General features: G+C 67.4%; 16 protein-coding genes. 13 read left to right on the forward strand and 3 right to left on the reverse strand.

Features of this window, described 5'->3' with window-relative positions; all coding sequences use genetic code 11:
- Window positions 1-1,258 precede the first annotated feature (1,258 nt).
- The 3 genes from LZC94_10705 to LZC94_10715 all read left to right on the forward strand — a co-directional run bounded on the left by LZC94_10705 (window position 1,259) and on the right by LZC94_10715 (window position 3,757).
- A complete protein-coding gene (locus LZC94_10705; protein WXB17720.1) occupies window positions 1,259-1,678 on the forward strand; it encodes an SgcJ/EcaC family oxidoreductase in 420 nt (139 codons plus the stop codon).
- Between the two features lie 19 nt (window positions 1,679-1,697).
- Window positions 1,698-2,657 (forward strand): alpha/beta hydrolase, encoded by a 960-nt coding sequence (locus tag LZC94_10710; protein ID WXB17721.1) that lies wholly within the window; start codon window positions 1,698-1,700, stop codon window positions 2,655-2,657.
- Window positions 2,658-2,749: 92 nt separating this feature from the next.
- Window positions 2,750-3,757, forward strand: a complete 1,008-nt coding sequence (locus tag LZC94_10715; protein ID WXB17722.1) for a sigma-70 family RNA polymerase sigma factor — start codon at window positions 2,750-2,752, stop codon at window positions 3,755-3,757.
- Here the strand turns inward: LZC94_10715 and LZC94_10720 are convergent.
- Window positions 3,723-5,822, reverse strand: coding sequence for a TonB-dependent receptor (locus LZC94_10720; GenBank protein ID WXB17723.1), 2,100 nt, complete (start codon window positions 5,820-5,822; stop codon window positions 3,723-3,725). The genes LZC94_10715 and LZC94_10720 overlap by 35 nt on opposite strands.
- Window positions 5,823-6,020: 198 nt before the next feature.
- Here LZC94_10720 and LZC94_10725 point away from each other — a divergent pair, with 198 nt between their 5' ends.
- The 7 genes from LZC94_10725 (at window position 6,021) to LZC94_10755 (ending at window position 18,399) form a co-directional block, all read left to right on the forward strand.
- The gene (locus tag LZC94_10725) at window positions 6,021-9,269 is read left to right on the forward strand and encodes a DUF4132 domain-containing protein (GenBank protein ID WXB17724.1); all 3,249 of its coding nucleotides are present in this window, start codon (window positions 6,021-6,023) and stop codon (window positions 9,267-9,269) included.
- Between the two features lie 11 nt (window positions 9,270-9,280).
- Window positions 9,281-10,408, forward strand: coding sequence for an AAA family ATPase (locus LZC94_10730; GenBank protein WXB17725.1), 1,128 nt, complete (start codon window positions 9,281-9,283; stop codon window positions 10,406-10,408).
- Window positions 10,405-13,149: a DUF5682 family protein gene (locus LZC94_10735; GenBank protein WXB17726.1), complete on the forward strand. Its 2,745-nt coding sequence runs from the start codon at window positions 10,405-10,407 to the stop codon at window positions 13,147-13,149. Before LZC94_10730 ends, LZC94_10735 begins: the two co-directional genes overlap by 4 nt.
- Window positions 13,146-14,279: a VWA domain-containing protein gene (locus LZC94_10740; protein WXB17727.1), complete on the forward strand. Its 1,134-nt coding sequence runs from the start codon at window positions 13,146-13,148 to the stop codon at window positions 14,277-14,279. Before LZC94_10735 ends, LZC94_10740 begins: the two co-directional genes overlap by 4 nt.
- A complete protein-coding gene (locus LZC94_10745; GenBank protein WXB17728.1) occupies window positions 14,276-16,441 on the forward strand; it encodes a hypothetical protein in 2,166 nt (721 codons plus the stop codon). Before LZC94_10740 ends, LZC94_10745 begins: the two co-directional genes overlap by 4 nt.
- A 35-nt stretch (window positions 16,442-16,476) precedes the next feature.
- Window positions 16,477-17,286 carry a hypothetical protein gene (locus LZC94_10750; protein WXB17729.1) on the forward strand — a complete coding sequence of 270 codons (810 nt, stop codon included), beginning with the start codon at window positions 16,477-16,479 and terminating at the stop codon, window positions 17,284-17,286.
- A 66-nt stretch (window positions 17,287-17,352) separates the two neighbouring features.
- Window positions 17,353-18,399 carry a diguanylate cyclase gene (locus LZC94_10755; protein ID WXB17730.1) on the forward strand — a complete coding sequence of 349 codons (1,047 nt, stop codon included), beginning with the start codon at window positions 17,353-17,355 and terminating at the stop codon, window positions 18,397-18,399.
- Here the strand turns inward: LZC94_10755 and LZC94_10760 are convergent, their stop codons facing one another.
- The gene (locus LZC94_10760) at window positions 18,400-20,010 is read right to left on the reverse strand and encodes an inorganic phosphate transporter (GenBank protein ID WXB17731.1); all 1,611 of its coding nucleotides are present in this window, start codon (window positions 20,008-20,010) and stop codon (window positions 18,400-18,402) included. It lies immediately after the preceding gene.
- Window positions 20,011-20,197: 187 nt separating this feature from the next.
- Here LZC94_10760 and LZC94_10765 point away from each other — a divergent pair, with 187 nt between their 5' ends.
- From LZC94_10765 to LZC94_10775, 3 genes are read left to right on the forward strand one after another with little or no spacing between them, the layout of a single operon-like run.
- Entirely contained in the window at window positions 20,198-20,833 is a 636-nt protein-coding gene (locus tag LZC94_10765) for a thiopurine S-methyltransferase (GenBank protein WXB17732.1), read from the forward strand.
- Between the two features lie 16 nt (window positions 20,834-20,849).
- On the forward strand, window positions 20,850-21,302 hold the full coding sequence (locus LZC94_10770) for a DUF6196 family protein (protein WXB17733.1): 453 nt from the start codon (window positions 20,850-20,852) through the stop codon (window positions 21,300-21,302).
- A complete protein-coding gene (locus LZC94_10775; GenBank protein ID WXB17734.1) occupies window positions 21,299-22,372 on the forward strand; it encodes an aldo/keto reductase in 1,074 nt (357 codons plus the stop codon). The genes LZC94_10770 and LZC94_10775 overlap by 4 nt, the downstream gene beginning before the upstream one ends.
- Before the next feature lie 3 nt (window positions 22,373-22,375).
- On the opposite strand, the gene LZC94_10780 is transcribed toward LZC94_10775, so the two are convergent.
- A complete protein-coding gene (locus LZC94_10780; protein WXB17735.1) occupies window positions 22,376-22,945 on the reverse strand; it encodes a hypothetical protein in 570 nt (189 codons plus the stop codon).
- Between the last annotated feature and the right edge of the window lie 172 nt (window positions 22,946-23,117).

Genomic DNA, 23,117 nt, shown 5'->3' on the forward strand with positions numbered 1-23,117 from the left:
GCATCGGCATTCGATGTTGGTTGGCTGGTCTCATTCGGTAGCCGCGCTCTGCGTCGGGATCGGACGCTAACGCGCTTGCGCGTTGTTATCACATCCATGGGATGTGAGCCGAAACGGGCTGTCGCACGAAGTGCTTTGGAATGGCTCGAAAGCGCGCGAATCACGCGAACTGCGCATCGCAATCATGCGTGCACGAAACATATCTGTACCGGTTCGAGCTTGTTGGCTCGAGACGCGCGAAACACCCGAACGGCCGCATTCGTCCAAGCGGTATGTCCATCGACCGTGCGTTCGGATCGGAGCGGCCCTTCGCTTCATTACGAGGGAAGCCTAAGCGCGATAAGGGCCGCCCACCATGATTTAATGAATTTCGCACTTCGAGCGGTGTGCATACATGCATTCAGGTGCATCGGCCGCGTGCATCCACGCGCTGCGGCGGGACGCAATAGTCGAGAAAATCGACGGCTCCGTACATGGACTTTCATTCCGGGGGCGACCCCCCGGACATCTTCACGGGCAGGGCCGGTGAACGATCGATCCATGTAGGAAGATGAGACGAAGTTGCAAGGTGGATCGGCGTTGATCCGCAGCTCCGCGCGCTGTCCAGAGAGTTGCCCAACGAGCTGCTCAGAAGGTGAGTCGCTCGGTAATGATGAGGACGCTCATCGTTCCGAATGCGCGCTTGTCGCTGTGCTCGGGCGGAAATCAAAGTGTCATTTGCACACTCGTTGGTCCGCCGCTCACGCCGGCTGACGTTGCGTTCGAAGATGCGCCGCTCGCGTCGGCCGGCGATGCTCGCGGAAGGCGATTCGATGAACGAACACCCCGTGTGCGATAGGACATTTTTCATGTCGTTCCTTCCACCCGCATCGAAACAGGCACCTCGGCCGCACCTCGATCGCTTCGCGCTGCACGATCGAGGCTCGTGCTCTACGCTGGTAATACCAGTGGCGCAAGTAAATTCAATTGACGATGTGGACGTGACGCGTTGAACGATTCACGACCGCAAATCCTTCTTCGTCAACTTCGTTATGTAGTTTTGCTTCGAAGTGCGCGCGCATATCGCATTACGAACACGGGTCCTCGCAAAACGTGATTTGCATGGGGCGAGCGAAAGTCCCGGGGCCGCCGATGCTCTTGAGCCTGGTTGTGGGAGAGCGCGGCACGGACCAAAAAAAACGAGCCGCACCGATTCCTTTCGGGTGACGCGCGGGTCTCATCTCCAGGGCGCACGAAAAGCCCGAGAAAAGAGACCAACATGACCAGCAAGAACCACGACACGAGCCGAGATGGGAACGAGGACGCGGTGCGCGCGGCGATCGCGAGCGTCTACAAGGGGTGGGCCGACAACGACGCGGACGCGTTCGTCGCGGCGTATGGGCCGGACGCGACGGCAACCTTGCCGGGGAGCCACCTGCCGTCCCGGAACGCCATCCGGGCCACCATGGCCGCCTTGTTCGCGGGGCAGCTCAAAGGCTCCCGCGCCCAATACGAGGTGCAGGCAATCCGGTTCCTCGGCGACGACGCCGCCATCGTCACCAGCAAAGGCGGGGTCGTCCTGGCGGGCCAGACCGAGCCGCCCGCGAAGGAGTGGGCGCGCGAGACATGGGTCCTCGCCAAGGTGAATGGACGCTGGCAGGTCGAAGCTTTTCACAATTGCCCCGAGCACGCAGCCTGAAAGGTAAGAGGAAATCATCATGGCAAGCAAGGAATCCCAAGCCATCAAAGACATGTATCGGGCCTGGACCGAGGCTCGGCTCAACCCCGATCCGATCGACCCGCTCGGGCACATCGATCACTGGGGCGACGTGACGGCCGAGCCCCGCGCCGTGGACTACCTCGAGGTGGACGCCAACGGTGTCCCCGCCATGTGGGTGGTGCCGAAGGGATGCGCGGCCGACCGCGTGATCTTGTGCCTGCACGGCGGCGGCTTCGTCGGCGGATCGCGCTACACGCACCGCAAGCTCTTCGGCCACCTCGCCAAGGCCGTCGGCGCGCGCGCGTTGATTGCCGACTATCGCCTCTCGTACCAGCACCCTCACCCCGCGCAAGTCGATGATGCGACGGCCGCGTTCCAATGGCTGCTCGATCAAGGCTTCCGCGCGGAGCGTATGGCGTTCGCCGGAGACTCGAGCGGCGGCGGCCTTTGCCTCACCACGGTCCTCCGCGCGCGCGAGCGACGGCTCCCGCAGCCGGCCGCGCTGATGCTCATATCCCCGTGGTCGGATATGGAGCTCTCGGGCGCGTCGTACGAGACGAACCACGAGAAGGACGCGTTCTTCTACAGGGAGGTCGTGCAAGGGTTGGTCGACGCGTTCCTCGGGAAGGAGGGGAGCGCGAAGGATCCGCTCGCCAACCCGCTGTACGCCGATCTCTCCGGCTTCCCGCCCATCTACATTCAGGTCGGCAGCGACGAGACCTTGCTGGACGACACGCGCTTGCTCGAGGGGCGCGCCCGCAAATACGGGGTCGAGGTGCGGCGCGACGTCTTCCCCGACCAACAGCACACGTTCCAGATGGCCGCGGGCCGCGCGCCCGAAGCGGACGAGGCGATCCGTCGGTTTGCGGCGTGGGTCGCGCCCAAGCTCGGCCTCACGGTCCGCGAGAGCGCAGCCGCGGCGGCGATCGACTCGCGCGATCGCGCCGCGGCGCTCTAAGCTGCACCCGCGTGTACCAACCTGCTTTAACCTGAGAATACGGATCATCGAGCCGAGCGGGAGACGTGACGATGCCTTCGACGGAGAGCGGAATGTCGGATAGTGGGGAGTTCGTTCAACGCATCAAGCCGTTCCGGCGCGAGCTCCTCGCGCACTGCTACCGCATGCTCGGCTCGGTGGACGACGCCGAGGACGTCGTTCAGGAGACCTATCTGCGCGCATGGCGCGCGGAAGGCACGTTCGAGGCGCGCGCGTCCTTGCGCGCGTGGCTCTACAAAATCGCGACCAACGCGTGCCTGACCGCGCTGGAGCAGCGCCAGCGCCAAAGGCGCGCGCTCCCCTCGGGCCTGGGCGCGCCGAGCCGCGATCCGCACGCGGCGCCGGTGTTCGCGGGGCCGGAGGTGGATTGGGTGGAGCCCATTCCAGATGCCCTCGTCAGCTCCGAATCCGACGATCCCGGAGCCATCGCCGTGTCGCGGCAGGATTTGCGGCTGGCGCTGATCGCCAGCTGGCAACACTTGCCCTCGCGCCAGCGCGCGGTCCTGTTGCTGCGCGAGGTGCTGGCCTTCTCCGCCGAGGAGGTGGCCGAGATGCTCGACATCACCGCCGCGGCCGTGAAGAGCATGCTCCAGCGCGCGCGCGCCCGGCTCGACGAGGTGATGCCGGCGGCCGAAGACGTTCGCGAGCCCACCGCGCCCGAGGCCCGCGCGCTGCTCGATCGCTATATCGCGGCCTTCGAGAGCTCCGACGCCGCCGCCATCGAGCAGCTTTTGTGCGAGGACGCGACCTTGGAAATGGTGCCGGCCATCACCTGGTTCTCGGGCAAGACGACCTGCGCCCCCTACATCGTGCACCATGCCCTGGGCTCACCCGGCGAATGGCGTATGGCTCCGACGCGCGCCAATGGCCAGCTCGCCACCATCGCTTACCGTCGTGGAGAAGACGGCGTACACCGTGCTTTCGGCGTTGCCGTTTTGAGCTTCGGAGCCGGCGGCATCGCTCGAATCGTGCTCTTCGCCGACCCCGAGCTGGTGGCGCGATTCGAAGGGCCGGTCGCGGATGGCCTCATTCATCATACTGGTTCGGATCCCGTTTCTTAGGCGGAAGGTGAATCTGCAGCGAGACGAAGATGCTGGCCGGCGGCGCGACGAGGACATGGGGGGACGGTGGGGGCAAGTTCGGGTCCTTGTCGAAGTTGGATACATAAACGTATTGCGAATCGTAATATTGGAGATTGAGCAAATTGATGCCGCTGATTCCGAGCTCCACCTCGCGCCAGCCGAGGGTGGCCAGGGCATCGACGTAGAAGACATTCTTTCCGTCGGTGCCGCCGGGCAGCTCGCGCATGGCGGCGCCCTCCAACCCCAAACCGATCCTTCCGACGAGGTGGTCATCGCCGATCTTGGCCAGATTGCCCATCACGTAGGCGTCCTCCCGGAGGACCATCCGCGGTGCGTAGGGGACGATGTCGCCTTCGCGGAACCGTCGATCCGAGCCGGTGAATACGGCGTAGGTGTACGTGCCGCTGGTGGTGCTGCCGAACATGCCTCTTCGCGCCTGCACCGCGAACGAAACGCCCGTGCGGCGCGAGCCGGGCGCCTCGCTGTTCTGCCGCAAGGTGGGATCGAAGACGCGGTCTTGGCTGAGCCACGATTGAAAGCCCGAAAGCGAAGCTTGCCAGATGCGATCCTTCACCCGAACACCCGCCTCGAAGCTCTGCACGGTGGCGAAAGGTACGCGGTCTCCTTCGCTCAAGGTTCGCGCTTGGGGGGATCGAAATCCCTCGCCGTAGCTGGCGATCCAGTGGACGCCGCTGCCGCTGAAGTAGTCGAAGGTCACCTTGTTGCCGAGGTGAAACCCTTGCGCGGAGCGCTCGAGGCCTTGGTTGTTCGTGCGATCTTTGACGGCATACGTCAGGGAATCGAGGCGGGTGCCGCCGCGCACCGTAAGATGCTTGACGGGATGAAGGCGCGTATCGACATAAGCCGCCAAGTTGGTCGCGCTGACGGTGGCATCCACCAGCCGGGTGTGAACCGTTCCATCGGAAACGAGGCGCGTGTCGCTTTGATCGACATTGTCGAGGCGCGCGTAGACTCCGAGCTCCACCAGATCGCGTTTGGACGTCAATTTCACGTGATGGCGATACCGGGACGAGATGCCGATGGTGGAGGACTCGTTGACCTGTTCCGCGTCATCGCTGGCGGCGGGGGGGATGCCCGCGGTGGCATCGAATACGTAACCGGTGAGGTTCTCGTGAAATCCCATTTTCACGCGCGAAGCAAAGGCGCCAACTTCCATGACGCCGCCATCCATGGTCCATTGTAGGACGGCCCCGAGGTGGGCATGCGAGGCGCGATCGCGGCCCAGGGGTTGCCGCGAGGTGTAGGGGTAGCCGCCTCGCTCGACGAAGCCCTGATCGAGATAGCCCGGGAAATCGAAGCGCCCGGTGCCGATGGCGAGGACGGAGCGAAAGGACATGTCCTGCTTGGCCGTCGCGAATTGCGCGATGAACGAGCTTCGCTCGCCGGCGCGGCCGGTCCCTGCGCCGTCCGTCGAATACGTCTCGAAGGCTGCAAAGCAGTCGCGCCAGAAATCCCCATTTGGCACGTACCCCAGGAAGATGCGCCGCGAGCGAAAGGAGCCCAAGGTCCCTTTACCCCAGAATCCTGCTTTCGGAAGCCCGAGCTCCATATGCGCCGATCCGGCGATGGCAAAGTCGCCTTGGTGGGGATCGTAGGGGCCATTCTGGATGCGCACGGATTTGATGACCTCGGGCATCACCAGGCGCATGTCCGCATAGCCCGGGGCGCGAATGTTCGACGCCTGGTTCAGCGGTATGTTCTCGACGAAGACCTCCACGTCTTGCCCCGACGTTCCATCGAACCCGCGGAGCGAAAGGTGGGGCGCACGCCCGAGCAATCCGCGGTCGCTCACGAACGCCCCCGGAATGACTCGGAGCGCATCCGCGCCCGTTTCATGCGGCGTGGAGCCGACCACCTTTTCGTCCGCCTCCCAGTCGGACGCGCTGCGCGGCGGCGGCTTGGCGCGAACGACGACCTCCTCGATCTTTGGCTCCTCCTTTTCGGGGCTCGTGGGGACGGTCCGTGTCTGCGCATACACCGTGTGCGACACCAGGAACCCGGCCATGGGGATCGTGAGGAACATCCCAATTGGACGCCCTCGTGTTCGCTGGATTCAATCGAACTAGCGAAGATTCGCGCGATGCGCATCGATAAGAACCTGACGTGTCGGGGCGACATGCCGTCGAGCCGCTGCGCGCGGTGTGCGGGGGCTGACGTGAAGGGCTTGACGGCGGGGTCGTTCCCGTTCGGAAATGCTCGGGCGCATGATAGAAGTGCGATCATGCGGAAGGTCGCTCGGGAAAAGGTGAAAACGGGGTATGCCGAGGTCGGAGACGCAAATGGCGCCACGGCGCCCGCCGCCTCCGAGCCCGCGCCGGCCGCGCCCGAAGCTCCGTCATCATCCGGAATCTTCGCCTGGACGGACACCGCGCTTCGCGAGGTGGCCCCCATTCGCGGCTCGAACGTGGTTACCCCACGAGAGCCGGATTCGAAGACGGCATATACGAAGATTGCAAAGGCGATGACGGCGCTCGGCGCGCTCCTCGATCGAGGCCAGGAGAGGCCTGGTGCGCACGAAGCGCGTATGATCCGTGCGCGCGCGGCGTTCGCCGATGGGAAGGTGCCGGGCGCGCTCGACCTCGAAACGCAGGCGGACGCATATGCGCTGATCGGCGGAAAGGTGACGTGGGGCGATACCAGCCGCGCCGATGATTTCATTCGCTATTGGGCTGCGGTGGAGGGCGGCGCATTCGCGCTCCGCGCCCTCGCGCTCGTGTCGGCCACCGGCGTCGAAATCGACAGCGAGCACCTCGCCCTCACCCCGGACGAAGCCGAAAAGGTCCCGTGGTTTCGCGATCCCAGCGACGGCTGGCGCGCGTTGCGTGCGGTCGCGGTCCGCGCGGGCGAGGCGGAGCATGCGGAGCTTCGAAACGAGGCGGAGGCGCTCGCCCGCGGTTCGGCTCCCGGGCTGCGCGCCCTGCTCGCGGCCGCGTTCGAGCGCCCCGAGTGGTCCGCCGGCGATCTCGCCATCCCATCGCCCCAAAACCACCGCTCGCCGCCGTGGCTTTGGCCCCTGCTCGTCTCCGCGCCCTCGATGGACGCAGCGCGCGCCCTGCTCGCGCGAGCCGGCCAACCCGGCGCCTGGGAAGTGGCCAATGCCATCCGCGCGATTCGTTACGATCTCGTGGCCCGCTATGGCGCGTCGGCGACGGCCTTCCTCGTCGAGTCGATCTCCGCGCAAGTCGGTAAAAGCGTCGCGGAGGTGGTGCGCGATCTCGCGGAGGCGCTCGCGGTTTTGGTGACCGACGACGTCGCCGCGTTCTTCATCCAGCAGCTCGCCGTTCGGGAGCTCCGCCCGGTGGCCGCTTCGTACCTCACGGCCCACCCGGCCGTATCGGTGGTGCCGCTCGCGCAGGCGGCCACCGGGAAGGGCGCGGCCGCCGAGGCTGCAAAGACGCTCCTCAAGATCGTCGTCTCCTCGGCCAAGAGCGAGGAGCTTTTGGCGGCGAAGGCGGCGCTCTCCCCGGCCGCGCGGGAGATCTTCGTACAGTTGGAAGCGCAGAATCGCGTCGCCGAAGAGGCCTCGGAGGACGAGGTTCCGCGGGTGCTGCGGCCGTCGCCTCCGGTCGCCAGGCCGGCGAAGGCTGCCAAGACCGCCCATGTGCTGGAGCTCACCCCGTTGCCCTTCGACGAGCCGCTGGAGTGGGCCCCCGGCATCGCGCTGCTCGACTTCGCGATCCGCTCGGCCGAGGGCGATCCCGCCGCCGCGGCCCGCGCCCTCGTTCGGGCTCGCTCGGCGCGCGTCGCGCCCCTGATGGCGCACGCCTTCATGAACCTCAAAAGGGCGCGGCCGGACGCCGTCGCTTGGCTCCTCGCGTTCCCCGAGGCAGCCGCCGTGGGCTTGATCCCGCCTGCGCTCGGGCCCTCGGGCGCGCCGCGCGAGGCCGCGGGGCGGGCGCTTCGCTTCCTCGCGGCGCGCGGTCATGGCGCGATCTTGGAAGCGGTGGCGAAGAGATATGGAGCGGGCGCCGAGCAGGGGCTCCGCGCGGTGCTCGACGTCGACCCATTCCTCGTGTTCCTCGCGAAGGCGCCGAAGATGCCGGCGTTCTGGGAGCCCAGGGCCTTTGCGCGCCCTCTGCTCGCGGGGCGAACGAAGGCGCTCCCGCTCGCGGCCGTCGAGAAGCTGGGCGCCATGCTCGCGTTCACCGCGCAAGGCGATCCGTACCCCGGCCTCCTCGAGGTCGCGGAGGCCTGCGACGCCAAATCCCTGGCCGCCTTTGCGTGGGATCTCTTTCACGCGTGGCTCCTCGGCGGCGCGCCCTCCAAAGAGCAGTGGGCCTTTCACGCGCTCGGCCTGCTCGGCGACGACGAGAGCGCGCGCAAGCTCACCCCGCTCATCCGCGCATGGCCCGGCGAGGCCGCGCACGCCCGCGCCGTGGTGGGGCTCGACGTGCTGGCCCGCATTGGGACCGACGTGGCGCTCATGCATTTGCATGGCATCGCGCAAAAGTTGAAGTTCAAAGGGCTGCAGGAGAAGGCGCGCGAAAAGATCCAGCAGGTCGCGGGCGATCGCGGCCTCACGGGGGACGAGCTCGCCGATCGCTTGGTCCCCGATCTCGGCCTGGACGAGCGCGGCTCCTTGCGCCTCGATTTCGGCCCGCGCGGGTTCCGCGTGCGCTTCGACGAGATGCTCAAGCCGCACGTGGTGGACGACGGCGGCAACCGTCTGCCCGATCTGCCGAAGCCAAAGCAATCCGACGATATGGAGAAGGCGAAGGCCGCCGTCGAGACGTGGAAGGCCCTCAAAAAAGACGCAAAGACGATCGCCAGCGGCCAGATCGTGCGCCTCGAGCTCTCCATGTGCGCCGAGCGGCGCTGGTCCGCCGAGGTGTTTCGCGCCTTCTTCGTGGAGCACCCGCTGCTCATCCACGTGGTGCGCCGCTTGGTTTGGGGCCTTTACGATGCGGATGGCGCGCTCCGGCAGGCGTTTCGGGTGGCGGAGGACAATACGTTTACGGACGTGAACGAGCGCGAGTTCGCGCTGGCCGGCGACGCACAGGTGGGGATCGTGCACCGGCTGGAGCTCGACACGGGCCTGGCCACGTCGTGGGGCCAAATCTTTGCCGACTACGAGATCCTGCAGCCCTTCGCGCAGCTCTCGCGCGAGACGGCGGCGCCCACCGAGGCGGAGAAGAGCTCCACGAAACTGGAGCGGGTCGCGGGGATCACGGTGCCCACGGGGCGCGTGCTCGGCCTCGACGCGCGCGGATGGAGGCGCGGGCCGCCGCAGGACGCGGGCGTGGTCTGCTGGTACGAGAAGCCGCTCGGCGGTGGGCTGATCGCGTGCCTCGATCTGGAGCCCGGGATCTACACGGGGATGATAAGCGAGTCGCCGGAGCAAAAGCTCGGCGTGGTCACCCTCGCCCGAGGTGAGCCCTCTTGGAGCAACGACGACACGGCGCCGCTCGCCGAGCTGTCACCCATCGGCTTCAGCGAGCTTTTGCGCGACCTCGAGTCGCTCCTGGGCTAAAACGATGGTCCGTGACGACGCCCAAGAAGAAACCCGTTTCATCGGCCGGCGAGGCGGAGAAGAGCCATGCCCAGCGACCGCCGGCGGAGGTGGTGTACGCCGAGGAGCTCGACGGTTTGCGCGAGGCGGACAGCGCCCCGAGGCCACCTGGTTGGAGGCTCTCGCCCATGGCCGTGCGCACCTTCATCCTGGGCGATCCGGCGCGCGGCATCCGCCGTAAGTTCGTCGGCAATCCTTCGCTGGTCGATCGGGCGATGGTGGCGCTCGCGACCAACCGCGGCCTCATGTTCGTGGGCGAGCCGGGGACGGCCAAATCGCTGCTCAGCGAGCTCTTGGCCGCCGCCATTTGCGGGCGCTCGACCTTGACCATCCAGGGCGGCGCCGGAACGACCGACGATCAAATCAAATATTCGTGGAACTATGCGCTCCTGCTCGCGGAGGGGCCCACCCCGCGCGCGCTGGTCCCGGCGCCGCTCCATACGGCCATGAAGGAGGGGGCCATCGTGCGCTTCGAGGAGATCACGCGCTGCCCGCTCGAAATTCAAGACTCGCTCCTCGCGTCGCTCTCGGACCGCGTGCTGGCCATTCCCGAAATGGAAGGGGCGAACGGGATGCTCTTCGCCGAGGAGGGCTTCAACGTGATCGCGACCGCCAATACGCGCGATCTGGGCGTCAATGAAATGAGCGCCGCGCTCAAGCGGCGATTCAACTTCGAGACGGTATTTCCTATTTCGGATTTCAACGTCGAAATGGAGCTGGTGCGCGAGGAGTCGAAGCGGCTGCTGGCGCGATCCGGGGTGCCGCACGTGCCGGGGCCCGATGTCCTCGAGCTCTTGGTGACCACCTTTCGCGAGCTGCGCGCCGGGCAGACGGTAGACGGCAAGGCCATGGATCGGCTCTCGGTCCCCATGTCCACGGCCGAGGCGGTGAGCGTCGCCCATGCGGTGGGCGTGCGGAGCCATTTTCTGGGCCAGCGGGAGGCGTCGCCGGCCGATCTCGTCGAGTGCCTGATCGGCGCGGCCATCAAGACCGACTCGGAGGATCTGGCGCGGCTGCGGCGCTATTTCGAGCAGCGGGTCTCGAAGGGGAGCGGTCCGCACTGGCGCGCCTACTACGAGGCGCGCCACCTATTGCCATGACCGCGCGGCTCCACGTGGTGGGGGTGCGGCATCATAGCCCCGCCTGCGCGCGGCTGGTGGATTGGACCATTCGGCGCGAGAAGCCTCGCTTCGTGCTCATCGAGGGTCCCAGTGATATGAACGAGCGCCTGGACGAATTGTTGCTCGAGCATCAATTGCCGATGGCGCTCTTCACGTACCGGCGCGGTCCGGAGGGATCGAGCGGCACATGGTCGCCCTTTTGCGACTATTCGCCCGAGTGGATCGCGCTGCGCGCCGCGCGCGAGGTGGGCGCCACCGCGCTCTTCGTCGATCTGCCCGCGTGGCACGCGGCGTTCGACGGCGAGGAGAACCGTTATTCGGATCGCCACGTGCGCGACAGCGAGCGGCTCCACGAGCTGTGCGCGGAGCTCGGCTTCGAGGACACGGACGCGCTCTGGGACCATCTGTTCGAGCAGCCTTCGGACGACATCGATGCGTTGGCTTCGCGCCTCGCCGAGTACTTCGCCATGCTGCGCGGGGACGAGCCCGGCGGGCCGCGCGACGATCCGCGGGAGGACTTCATGGCCCGCTTCGTGGCGTGGGCTATGGCCGAAAGTGGCGTGGGCGGCGGCGGTGAGGGCACTGGTGGCGAGGGCCGCGATAGGAGCGGGGGCCGCGAGAGCGGCGAGGGCCGCGAGAGCGGCGAGGGCCGCGAGAGCGGTGATGGCCGCGAGAGGGGCGAAGGCGGCGAGGGCCGCGAGGGCGCCGGCGGTGAGGGCTGCGAGAGCGGTGATGGCCGCGAGGGCGCCGGCGGTGAGGGCTGCGAGAGCGGTGATGGCCGCGAGGGCGCCGGCGGTGAGGGCTGCGAGAGCGGTGATGGCCGCGAGGGCGCCGGCGGTGAGGGCTGCGAGAGCGGTGATGGTCGCGAGGGCGCCGGCGGCGAGGGCCGCGAGAGCGGTGATGGCCGCGAGAGGCGCGAGGGCGGTGTGGTGCTCGTGTGCGGCGGGTACCACAAACCCGCCATCGAGCGCGCGTGGTCGCGGGTGCCGGCGGAGCGCCCGATGGTCGCGCCGCCCGAAGGGGTGCGGGTGGGGAGCTACCTCGTTCCATTTTCGTTCCGGCGCTTGGATAGCTTCGCCGGCTATGCGTCGGGGATGCCCTCGCCCGCGTTTTATCAGACCGTTTGGCGCGAAGGGCACGCGCGCGCGGGCGAGGCGATGATGTTCGAGGCCATTCGCCATTTGCGCGAGCGCAAGCAGCGCGTCTCGCCCGCCGATGCCATCGCCGCGGCGACCCTCGCCCGAGGTCTCGCGGCGCTGCGCGGTCACCGAGCGCCCGCGCGGGTGGACGTGCTCGATGGCCTGGCCGGCGCGCTGGTGAAGGACGCGCTCGAGGCGCCGCTTCCATGGACCCGCCGCGGGGTGCTCTTGCCGCGCACCGATCCGCTGCTGGTGGAGATCGTGGCGGCGTTTTCGGGGCAGAAGGTGGGGGCGCTCGCGCCGGGCACACCGCAGCCGCCGCTGGTGCGCGACGCGTTCGAGGAGCTCGCGCGGGCCAGCATCGTTCCCACGCGGGATGTGCAGCGGCTGCGCGTGCAGCTCGCGGGCGCGTCGTCCGAGCCCCCGAAGGGCGCTCTGCAAAGCGCCGTGCTGCACCGGCTGCGCGTGCTCGGCATCCCGGGGTTCACCTTCGTGCGCGGTCCCTCGCTGGCGCGCACGCGAACGGATCTGTCCGAGGAGTGGACGGTGGCGCGCCGCCTGGAGACCGATCCGGCGTTGATCGAGGCCGCCCTGTACGGCGCGACCTTGGAGGGCGCGGCCATCGCCAAGCTGGAGGAGCAAAGCCGCGGCGCCGCGGGCGTGATGGAGCTCGCCGCGGTGCTCGTCGATGCGGCGCTCGCCCGCCTCGAGGCGTTCACGCGGCGAGGGCTTTTGGACATGGCGCGGGTGGTGGCCGCCGAGCCCTCGTTCGCGGAGCTGGGCGGCGCGCTCGCCAAGCTCCTCGCCTTGCGCCGCGGCGATTTCGTGCTCGGCGCCCGCGGCATGGCCGACTTGGACGGCGTCCTGGAGGCGTGCTTCGAACGCGGGCTCTGGCTCTTCGAGGGCATCCAGGGCGCGTCCGCCCCCCTCGACGACGCTCACGTCGGCGCGGTGCGCGCGCTGCGCGATACGCTGCGGAGGGGCAGGGGCGAGCTCGCCCTCGATCCGGCGCGCGCATACGGCGTATGCGAGCGCCGCGCGCGCGATCCCGAGGCGCCGCCTGCGCTTCGCGGCGCGGCGCTGGGGTTTCTCTGGTCGGTACGCGGGGACGACGACATCGGCGAGGACGACGAGGCCTCCGCGCTCGCCATCCTGCGCTCCGCCGCGCGCCCCGCCGCCATGGGCGACTTTCTGGGCGGGCTCTTTGCGCTCGCGCGCGAGCAGGTGGTGCGCGCGCGGCGCCTGGTGCACGCGATCGACGCGGCGCTCGAGGGGCTCTCGCGCGAGGACTTCCTGATCGCGCTCCCCGCGCTGCGCCAGGCGTTCGCATATTTTCCTCCGCGCGAGCGGCTCTCCATCGCCGAGGCCATCGCCCGGCGCGACGGAGGCAAAGCCGATCCCATGGCCTTGCTCGGCGCCAACATCGACGTGGCGGCCGTGCAGCGCGCCGCCACGCTCGAGCGTGCCGCCTCGGAGCTCGCAGCACGCTTCGGTCTCAACGATGTACACGACGCACGCGACGTTCGCGATACAGGCGATACAGGCGATATGCGCGATACACGCGACGGAGACCCGGCATGAGCACGCGCGACGACCGCCTGGTGCGCTGGCGCCTCGTCCTGGGCGACGCCGCAGGATCGCTCCTTGACGGACGCGCCGGGATGACGGCCGACGATCTCGCGGCCGACAGCGCGCTCGCCTGGCTTTACGAGCGCGGCGACGAACGGGCCGAGCGCGATCTCCGCGACCGCGGCGGGGGCTTGGGCGGCGCGAGCCTCCCGGTACCCGACTGGCTCTCCGAGGTGCACCGCCTCTTTCCGAAGGAGACCATCGAGCGCATCGAGCGCGACGCCATCGAAAAGTACCAGATCCACGAGGTGGTCACCGACCCCGAGGTCCTCGCGCGGGTGGAGCCGAACGAGACCTTGCTCCGCGCGGTGCTCCTCACCAAGCACCTGATGAACGCCGAGGTCCTGGCCATGGCGCGGGAGCTCTGCGCCAAGGTCGTTCGAAAGCTCATGGAAAAGCTCGCGCGAAGCGTGAAGACGAGCTTTCACGGCACGCGCGCCCGCGCCCGATCGCGCATCAAGATCGCCCGAAACTTGGACGCGAAGGCCACCATCCGGGCCAACCTCGGGATGTACGATCGCGCATCGCGAAGGCTCTTCATTCGAACCCCGCTCTTCGTCGCGCGCACGCGCAAGCACCTGGAAAAGTGGCAGATCATCGTCCTGGTGGACGAGAGCGGCAGCATGGTCGGATCCATCATCCACGCCGCCGTGACCGCCGCGTGCTTGTGGGGCCTGCCGTCGATGAAGACGCACCTCTGCATCTTCGACACCGAGGTGGTGGACCTCACGGACCGGGTGACCGATCCCGTCGAGGTGCTCATGAAGGTGCAGCTCGGCGGAGGGACCGATATCGGCAAGGCCGTGGGGTACGCGCAAGGGCTCATCGAGAATCCGCGGCGCACCATCGTGGTGCTCGTCACGGACTTCTTCGAGGGGGCGAGCCAGGCCGTGCTCGTCGCGCGCGTAAAGGCGCTGTGCGATCAAGGGGTCATCGTGTTGGGGTTGGCCGCCCTGGACGCGCAGGCGAACCCTTCGTTCGATCGCGAGCTCTCGCAGCGGCTGGCGCAGGCCGGCGCGCACATTGGGGCGATGACCCCCGGGCAGCTGGTGAGCTTCTTGGCCGAGAAGGTCCGCGCGTGAGCCGCCTCGATTTGCTCGCCCTGACCCCAGAGGCGCTCGCCTCGCTTGCCAATGTCGGCTTGGTCAAGCGCGCGCAGCGCGAGCTCGAAGGCGGCGCGGGGCCCGCGCTCGACGAGGCGCCCGACGGCACGGTGAGCGGGACCTTCGAGAACGGCATCGTGGCGCGCCTGCCCCCGAGCACGACGCTCGCAGCCGCCCCTTGCACATGCGGCGCAACCGGCATTTGCCGGCATCGCGTGGCCGTGGCGCTCGCATACAAGCCGTGGCACGAACGCATGCGCACGAACCCGTCCGCGCCGGAGACCTCGTCCGCGCTGCGCGCCGACTCCACACCGGGTACCGAGTCTGCGCCAGGAGCCGAGCCCGCGCCGCGGATCGCGTCCGCGCCGAGGGCCGAGCCCGAAGCGGGCGCCGGGAGCGCGCCGGCGAGCGAGCCACCATGGTCGCCTGCGACCCTCGACGATGCGACGCTCGCGCGCGTGCTCGGTCCGAGGCTGCTCGCGCGCGCGCGGGCGCTGCTTCGACGAGGCCTGATCGCGACGGTGGAGCGCGGCGCGGTGCCGGTGGCGAAGCTCCCATCGTGCACCGTTCGATTCCTCGTCCCCCGCGATATCGCCTATGCGCGATGCGACTGCGCAGCATCCGGCGGAGGTTGCGAGCACCTCGCGCTGGCCATATGGGCCTTTCGCGCCGCCCCCGAAGAGGCCCCCACGGCGGTCGTGGAGCTCGGGGAGCCGATCGGCGCGACCGCTGCGACAGCTACGACAGCCGCGACCGACGCGATCGGCTCCATGGGCGCGACCGGCGCCCGCGCCGCGGTGCTCGACGGCGCCGAAGCGCTCGCGCGCGACATTCTGGCGATTGGCATGGTCGAGACGGCGGTCCCGGTGGCGCGCTTCTCGGAGCTGCGCACCCTCCTCGCGCACGAGGGGATGACCTGGATCCATGGCATCGTGGCCGATCTCGAGGCCGCCCTCGACGGCTACCACCGCCGCAGCGCGCTTCACGGCGCGGGCGAGGTCGCGGCGCTGCTCGTCGAGCTCATGGCGCGCATCCGCGCGGCGCGCACGCCGAAGCTCGACTTGTCTGCGCTGCCCGCCCGCTTCGTCTTGGGCGAGGACGAAGCGCCGGAGACCCGCCTCGATCATCTGCGCCTGGTGTCGCTCGGCGCGCGCATCCGCGCCGACGACCGCGCGCGTTTCGCCGACGTCTATTTGGCCGATCCCGACGCGGCGCTCGTCCTCGTGCTCCGCAAACGCTGGGACTTCGACCTCGCGCGCGAGCCCGACGAGGGACCCCAGCTCGCGCGCCAAAAGGTCGCACCGCGCATCACCCTCGACGCGCTGGCCCGCGGCGATCTCGTCTCGAAGGTGGTCACCCGCCGCGCGAATCGTTCCATCGAGCTCGGATCCGGCCGTATGGCGCAAAGCTCGGTCACCCCGCAGCGCGGCGAATGGGACGCGCTCCCTTTGCCCATCCTCGTGCGGAGCCTCGATGAGCACGAAGCGCGCATCGCACACCGTCCGCCGCGCATCCTCCGCCCGCGCGTGCTCGCCGAGGAGGTCCACGCCCTCCAGGTAACCGCCGTTCACGATGTGACGTACATGGCGTCCGAGCAAAAGCTGATCGCCGAGCTGGCCGATGGCGCGGGCCGGCGCTTTCACCTGGTCGTGCAGCACCGCCGCGCCGCGCCGCATGCCATCGAGGCCGCGGCCAGGGCGCTCGCGCACCGCGTGCGGTTCGTCGCCGGCGATCTGGCACGCGGCCCCTCCGGCTGGCAGCTCGATCCGCTGGCGATCGCGGGAGACGAGCTGGTGGTGCCGGATATCGCAGGTCCCACCCCGTCACCCACCGTGCGCTCGCACACGGTGCGCGAGCCGCTCGATCCCCTCGACCTGGCCATGACCCGCGCCGAGTCGGTGCTCGAGGAGCTTTGCCACGCGGGGCTAAAGGCCCCATCGCGAAGCCTCCTCGCCCGGCTCGAGGCTACCGCCGAGCAGCTCGACGATGCGGGCCTCGTTTCGCTGGCCATGCGCTTCGACGCGCTCAAAAAATGCGCGCGCGAGACCCCCGGTGTGCCAGCCGCTCCAAGGTGGGTCGACGCGGCCGTGCGCCTCGCCGTAACGCGCGCCGCCCAGGTGTCGTCCATTGGCGAAAGGTGACCATGGTCGACCCATCCGTCATGTAACATGGCACGATGCGCCTGATTTCTCTGGTGGTCCTTCTGCCCCTCGCCGCCATTGCCGCCTGCAGTACGAGCAACGACACACCCAACGGTCCCGGCACCCACGAAGATGCCGGCGGCCACCTCGATGCCAGCCTTGACGCCACGATCCAAGGGCCCGCGCCGGGCGGCGACGCCGGAGCCGACGCCTCGCTGGACGCGTCCAGCGACGCCGATGGGGCACCCGATGCCGCAACGTGCCCACAAACATTGCTCGTGGGTGAAATGGCGTTGGCGCCGCAAGGCTGGACCGTTGTAACCATCCCAGGCGGTCGCGCGACCGTGACCCATAGCGCCGACGAGGGCGGTTATGTGCAGCTCGAGACGGGGACCGTCACCGGGGAGCGCAGCGGCGGACAACTGCTGATCACCCGTCCCAACACCTTCGAGCCCGGAAAGCCGTTCAAAATTCAAGTCGTCCTGCGCGTCGTTTCGGTGAACAAGCACAATCAGTTCGACAGCGCCGCCGCCATCCTGGGCTCGCTTCATACTTCGGTCGGCAATGCAAACGATCGAGCCCAGATGATCTATCTCGACAGCAATGCCATAGGATGGGCCGACGATACCGGAACGTTTCCCGTGTCCGTCGTAGACGGTGCGTACCATACCTACGAGCTGTCCGTTGACGCCGCCAATGCCGCGCGTGTGAGCATCGACGGCAAGCCTGCGCTCGTGCGCAACGGATTCACGAGCAATGGTACACTCGCCCTCGGCGATCAAACGAATGACCCGAACGTCGATGCCGTGACCCGCATCCGCTCCGTAACCAAGCTTTGCCCTTAGCGATTTCGCTGGCAAACAATCTGCATACGGAGCGCACTCCGGTATCATCCGAAGCGGGGGAACCCCATGCCGCGCGCATCCGATCCGAACAAACCGCCCTTGTCCCCTACGCCCATTTCGCTGAAAGAGAGCGCAAAGGATCCCTCACGGATTCCGCTCAAGGTGCTCGTCGCCGAAGACGATGCGTCGTCGCGCGAGCTGGTCGTGAAAGCCATTACGCTCTTGGGCTACGAATGCCGGAGCGCGCGCGACGGGCAGGAAGCGTGGGAGATGCACCAAGCCGAGCACGCCGACGTCATCCTGAGCGACTGGCGTATGCCGCGAATGGACGGACTCGAGCTTTGCCGCCGAACGCGGGTCGCCGGCGACGAGGAGGCGTATACTTATTTCATCTTTCTCTCGGCGCTGAGCGATCGGGATCACTTCATTCGGGGGACCGAGGCCGGCGCGGACGATTTCCACTCCAAGCCGGTCGATTTGGTCGAGCTTCGGGCGCGCCTGGTTTCGGCCGGTCGCGTTATTGCACTTCACCGGAAGCTCGCCGAAAAGAACGCCATTCTCCGACGAGATAGTCAGGTGTCGTTTCGTGCCGCGCGAACGGATCCGCTGACCGAGGTCTCCAACCGCCTGCAAATGGATGAAGACCTTGCCGAGCTGGACCGCCGTGTCATCCCGGGTGAGGCGCGTCACTCGATCGCCATCGGCGATATCGACTGGTTCAAAAAATACAATGACCACTACGGCCACATCGCCGGCGACGACGTCCTCCGGCGGGTGGCTCGGATTATCCGCGGCGCCCTTCGCGAGACCGACGGCCTGTACCGTTATGGCGGCGAAGAGTTCGTCCTTCTCTTCCCCGGTCTCTCGCTCGCGCGGGCCGTTCGCGCCGTGGAGCGTGTGCGCCGCTCGGTCCAGCGGCACGCCATCCCCACCCAAGGCGATCTCTCCGTCGTCACGATGAGCTTTGGTGTTGCCGAGCTCGACGCGCGCGCCGATACCTCGCTGCAAGACTGCCTTCGCCGCGCCGATCGGGCGCTCTATCGCGCCAAGGGTGCCGGCCGCAACCGGGTCGAGAGCGCCCGCGTGCCCGAAGCTTCGACCGCCTCGACGTGATCACCCCAGGCGGCTGAACGCCCAAAACAGCGTACCGGCCAGCACGATCGACATGGGCAGGGTGAGCACCCACGCCATGAGCAGGTTGCGCACGGTCGCGAGCTGCAGCCCCGAGCCATTGGCCGTCATGGTCCCCGCCACGCCAGACGACAACACGTGCGTGGTGCTGACCGGAAGCCCGAACAGATCGGCCGCGCCAATGGTCGTCATCGCCACCAGCTCGGCCGACGCGCCCTGGGCGTACGTGAGATGATCCTTGCCGATCTTCTCGCCCACGGTCACCACGATCCGCTTCCACCCGACCATGGTTCCAAGCCCCAGGGCGATGGCCACGGCCACCTTGACCCAAGTTGGGATGAACTTGGTCGCGTCATCGATGTGCTTTTTGTAGTTCTTCACGACGTCGCGGTCGGCCGAGGTCAGGGCCGGCTGCTTCGTTTTGTCGAACAGCCGCAAGGTCTCGCTCACCAAATACATGTCATTGCGGAAGTTGCGTGTCTTGTCGTCCGGCACTTGGGCCAGCTCCTTGAACACCGCCATATCGGCCGCGATATCGCCGATCATCGTTCGGGTCGCGGGGACGGTATCTTGCGTGAGCTTGCGCGTGCGAATGTACCGGGTGACCTCGGCCCGCGCATCGCCGACCACGACCTCGGAGGGCGCGTAGCGGGCCAAGGTCTCCGCGGTTTGGTGCGAGACGGCGATGAAGTCCTGCGTTTGACTGGCGGGGATGGCATGGTTCAACGCGTAGGCCGTCGGCACGGTGCCGATGAGGATCAGCATGATGAGCCCCATGCCCTTCTGCCCGTCGTTGGAGCCATGAGCAAAGCTCACCCCGGTGCAGGTGAAGAGGAGGAGCGCACGGATCCAGAACGGCGGCGGATCGATGCCCTCGGGGGCCTGGTACAAGCGGGCGTTCGTGACGGCAGCCTTCATCACGCGGAGGAGGACGGCCGCGCTCACGAACCCGACCAGCGGCGAGAGGAGCAGCGATTTGCCGATGCTCGACGCCTGCTCCCAATCGACGCCGCTGGTCGCGCTCGGATTGCCCAGGAGCTGATTGGCGAGCCCCACCCCAATGATCGAGCCAATGAGGGTGTGCGAGCTGGACGAGGGCAAACCAAAATACCACGTGCCCAGATTCCAAAGAATGGCGGCGGCCAGCAGGGCAAACACCATGGCAAAGCCCGCGCCGCTGCCCACTTGGAGGATGAGCTCGACCGGCAAAAGCGAGATGATCCCGAAGGCCACCACCCCGGAGGACACGAGCACGCCGATGAAATTCCAAATACCCGACCAAACCACCGCGACATGAGGAGGGAGCGAGTGCGTGTAAATCACGGTCGCGACCGCATTGGCGGTATCGTGAAATCCATTGACGAACTCGAACCCGAGCGCGATGGCCAAGGCGATGCCCAAAAAGACGAAGGGCACCATCGACGAAAAGCGCACGTTGGCGAGATCGCCCGCGAGCTGCGCGAGCACATAGACGACGCCGCCCGCGAGCGCCGTCCCGAAGGCGATGGCGCCCCATTTACCGGGGCCCTTCGATACGCGCAGCTTGGATTCGAGCTTCGAGTCGACGAGATGCCCCGGGGTGGATACGGCCATGACGTCCTCCAGCGCTGGATAGCAGTCCGAAATACATGCGCCTCGCGCACGGCGGACTCGGTGGCAAGTACGTGAACTTTCTCCGACTGGCCACACAGCTAAAGCACAACGGCGCGCCGCGCCAGTGCCGCGAGCACCATGCACGAGCGCCGTCGCGCCGTCCATCCCGAGATTGTAAACTGCGGCGATGGAAACTTCGTTTTGGATCGAGCGCTGGCGAGAAGGACGGATTGCGTTTCACGAGGGCCGCCCCAATGCCTACCTGGCGCGGCACCTCGGCCGCCTCGGTCCTTCGCGGCGTGTGCTCGTCCCGCTCTGCGGGAAGAGCGAAGACATGGCCCACCTCGCTGCCGCCGGGCACCAGGTCATCGGCGTCGAGCTCGTCGAAGACGCCGTGCGCGCGTTCTTTGCCGAGCACGAGGTCGACCCTGCCGTGCGCGAGCACGGTCCGTTCACGGCCTACGAAGCGGATCGGATCACCCTGCTCGCGGGCGATTGGTTCGCGGCGACCCCGGAGCTGGTGGGCCCGGTGGACGCCTTGTACGATCGCGCCGCCCTCGTCGCGCTGCCCTCCGAGATGCGCGCGCGCTACGTGGCCGCCCTCCGTGCGCTCGTGCCCAAAGGATCGCCCGGCATCGTGGTGACCCTCGAGTACTATCAAGCGCGCATCGGCGGCCCGCCGTTCTCGGTGCCCGAGGGAACGTTGCGCTCCCTCTTCGACGGACTCGACGTGCAGCTCTTGGACGAAGGCCCCGCCGACGTGACCCGTTTCCTCGAAGCCGGGATTGCGGCTGTAGAACGATGTTTCCTCATCCGGTTTTGAAGCTCATACTGGTGACATGTACGTGAGCCACGAATCACCGGAGCAAACGCATACGCGCCTTCGACGGGTCCTCGCGGAGGCCGAGTTGAAGACATGGCCAGGCCTCTACGCGTTCGACGAAGTGCCTGCCGCAGAGTTTCCCGCGCACCTCGTTGAAAAGGCCTTTGCCTTCGTACGCGACGAAGACGTGTGGAGCGCCCTCGTGCCTGCTACCCGCCCCGAGCAGGAGCGCTTCGTCGTGTTCTCGTTTCATTTCACGCCCGGCCTGGACAACTCGGGGTTCGTGGGCTGGCTCGCCTCCCACCTCAAAGCAAAGGTGGGCACCGGCGTGATGGTCGTCTGCGGACAAAACTCCGCGCGCGGCGGCATCTTCGATTACTGGGGCGCGCCGGAGTCCGTCGCCGATCGCGTCCTCGCCGAGGTGCAGCGTTTGCGCGGCGAAGACGCGAAGACAGGAGGTGCGCCATGACCACGCGTCTCGATACCTACCGGCAGCTGGGCGAGAGCGGCCTCTTCGTGAGCCCTTTGTGCCTGGGGGCGATGAGCTTCGGCGAGGAGTGGGGCTGGGGCGCGACCGAGGCCGATTCGCTCGCCATCGTGGACCGCTATGTGGACGCCGGCGGCAACTTCATCGACACGGCGGATATCTACACGCAGGGCACGAGCGAGCGCATCGTGGGCAAAGCCCTCTCGGGCCGGCGCGACAAAGTCGTGTTGGCGACCAAGGCCGCCTTGAATGTCAGCACCCGCGATCCCAACGCCGGCGGCACCTCGCGCAAGCACCTCACCCAGGCGCTCGACCGAAGTCTGCGGCGCATGGGCACGGACTACGTCGATCTGTATTGGCTGCACGTGCACGACGGCGTGACCCCCGTGCACGAGACCTTGCGAACCGTGGATGACGCCGTGCGCGCCGGCAAAATCCGATATGTCGGGGTTTCGAACTACCCGGTGCGAAAGGTCGTCGAGTGGCAAATGCTGGCGCGCCAGCACGGTCTCACCCCGATCGTGGCCGCTCAATACGAGTACAACCTCCTGACGCGGGGCATCGAGGTCGAGCACGTGCCCGCGTTCGCCGAGTTCGGCATTGGTCAAGTGCCATGGGGACCTTTGGCGCAAGGAGTCCTGAGCGGCAAATACACGCGCGAAAACCGCCGCCCCAGCGACACCAAGCGCGCCGACGGCGAGCTGACCCAAGGCCGCCTCACCGACCGCGCCTTCGACGTGCTCGATGCGGTCGGCGCCATCGCCCGCGAGACCGGCGAGAGCTACGCGCGCGTCGCGCTCACCTGGCTGCGCGAGCAGCCCACGGTGGTCTCGCCCATCGTAGGGTGCCGCACGCAGGCCCAGCTCGACGATCTGATCGACTCGCTCGGCCTCTCGCTGTCGCCCGACGCGCGCGCCAAGCTCGAGGCGGTGAGCCGCCTCGAGGCCCCGTATCCGTTCTGGAGCTGGCCCGCCGATCAGATGGACAAGAAAATGCGCGGCGGCCTCACCACGGTCCCTTGGCCGTATGGATCGAACCGCACCTCGGCATAATCGTTATTTCTTCGAGAGCACCACCCGCGCAAACGAGGTGACATTGGCGCCGGTGCCCGCGTCGGGGCGCAGATCGCCAATGGGCTCGACCTTGATCTTGCCGGTGTACGTGATGTTCGGCGCCGCCGGATCGGCCACGGGGAAGGGCTCGACCTTGCAATCGGGCGGAGGGATCACCATCACCTCGATCCCTTCGCCCGGGGCGATGTTGTAAATCATGACCGTCGGCGTGACGGCGTCGGCTTGTGTCGTGGTCTCGTTCGAGGGGAGCAGACCCTTGAAGTAGACCACGATGTTGGCATTGGCTCCGGCGTCGGCGCCCGCATCCCCCGCCGCCCCGGTGTCGACGCGGACGGTCGCGCCTCCTTCGGTGGGGCAGGCGCCCTTGAGCAGACCGATGCCAAGGGCGCCCTTGGCGGGGTTGGGGGGCGGCTTTCCGAGCCCCGAGAGCGATTGCACGAGCAGCTCCGTGGCCTGGCGATCGGGCAAAATCGTCTTCGCGCGGTCCGCGTCGCCCGCGAGCTGCCACTCCTGCTCCAGGAGCGACGTGTAACCCGGCTTCGCCACACGCATGAAAAACGGAGCGCCTTTGGCGACCTGAATCGAATACGCGCCCTTGTCGTGTATCTCGCCGGAAGCCGGAGGCCCGCGAGCATGGACGGGCGAACTCGGCTTTCTCTTGGATTGAAATTCGTGAAATAGAAAGAGGCAATCGCGAACGAACGGTCGATTCGAATGGCTCGTT

The sequence above is a fragment of the Sorangiineae bacterium MSr11954 genome (assembly GCA_037157815.1).
GTDB classification, from domain to species: Bacteria; Myxococcota_A; Polyangia; order Polyangiales; family Polyangiaceae; genus Pendulispora; species Pendulispora albinea.

Coding starts and splice junctions, on each gene's coding strand:
- LZC94_10765 (WXB17732.1), top strand. CDS start 20,198: ATGGAAACTTCGTTTTGGATCGAGCGCTGGCGAGAAGGACGGATTGCG.
- LZC94_10770 (WXB17733.1), top strand. CDS start 20,850: ATGTACGTGAGCCACGAATCACCGGAGCAAACGCATACGCGCCTTCGA.
- LZC94_10755 (WXB17730.1), top strand. CDS start 17,353: ATGCCGCGCGCATCCGATCCGAACAAACCGCCCTTGTCCCCTACGCCC.
- LZC94_10740 (WXB17727.1), top strand. CDS start 13,146: ATGAGCACGCGCGACGACCGCCTGGTGCGCTGGCGCCTCGTCCTGGGC.
- LZC94_10735 (WXB17726.1), top strand. CDS start 10,405: ATGACCGCGCGGCTCCACGTGGTGGGGGTGCGGCATCATAGCCCCGCC.
- LZC94_10720 (WXB17723.1), bottom strand. CDS start 5,822: ATGTTCCTCACGATCCCCATGGCCGGGTTCCTGGTGTCGCACACGGTG.
- LZC94_10780 (WXB17735.1), bottom strand. CDS start 22,945: ATGCGTGTGGCGAAGCCGGGTTACACGTCGCTCCTGGAGCAGGAGTGG.
- LZC94_10775 (WXB17734.1), top strand. CDS start 21,299: ATGACCACGCGTCTCGATACCTACCGGCAGCTGGGCGAGAGCGGCCTC.
- LZC94_10705 (WXB17720.1), top strand. CDS start 1,259: ATGACCAGCAAGAACCACGACACGAGCCGAGATGGGAACGAGGACGCG.
- LZC94_10750 (WXB17729.1), top strand. CDS start 16,477: ATGCGCCTGATTTCTCTGGTGGTCCTTCTGCCCCTCGCCGCCATTGCC.
- LZC94_10760 (WXB17731.1), bottom strand. CDS start 20,010: ATGGCCGTATCCACCCCGGGGCATCTCGTCGACTCGAAGCTCGAATCC.
- LZC94_10710 (WXB17721.1), top strand. CDS start 1,698: ATGGCAAGCAAGGAATCCCAAGCCATCAAAGACATGTATCGGGCCTGG.
- LZC94_10715 (WXB17722.1), top strand. CDS start 2,750: ATGTCGGATAGTGGGGAGTTCGTTCAACGCATCAAGCCGTTCCGGCGC.
- LZC94_10725 (WXB17724.1), top strand. CDS start 6,021: ATGCGGAAGGTCGCTCGGGAAAAGGTGAAAACGGGGTATGCCGAGGTC.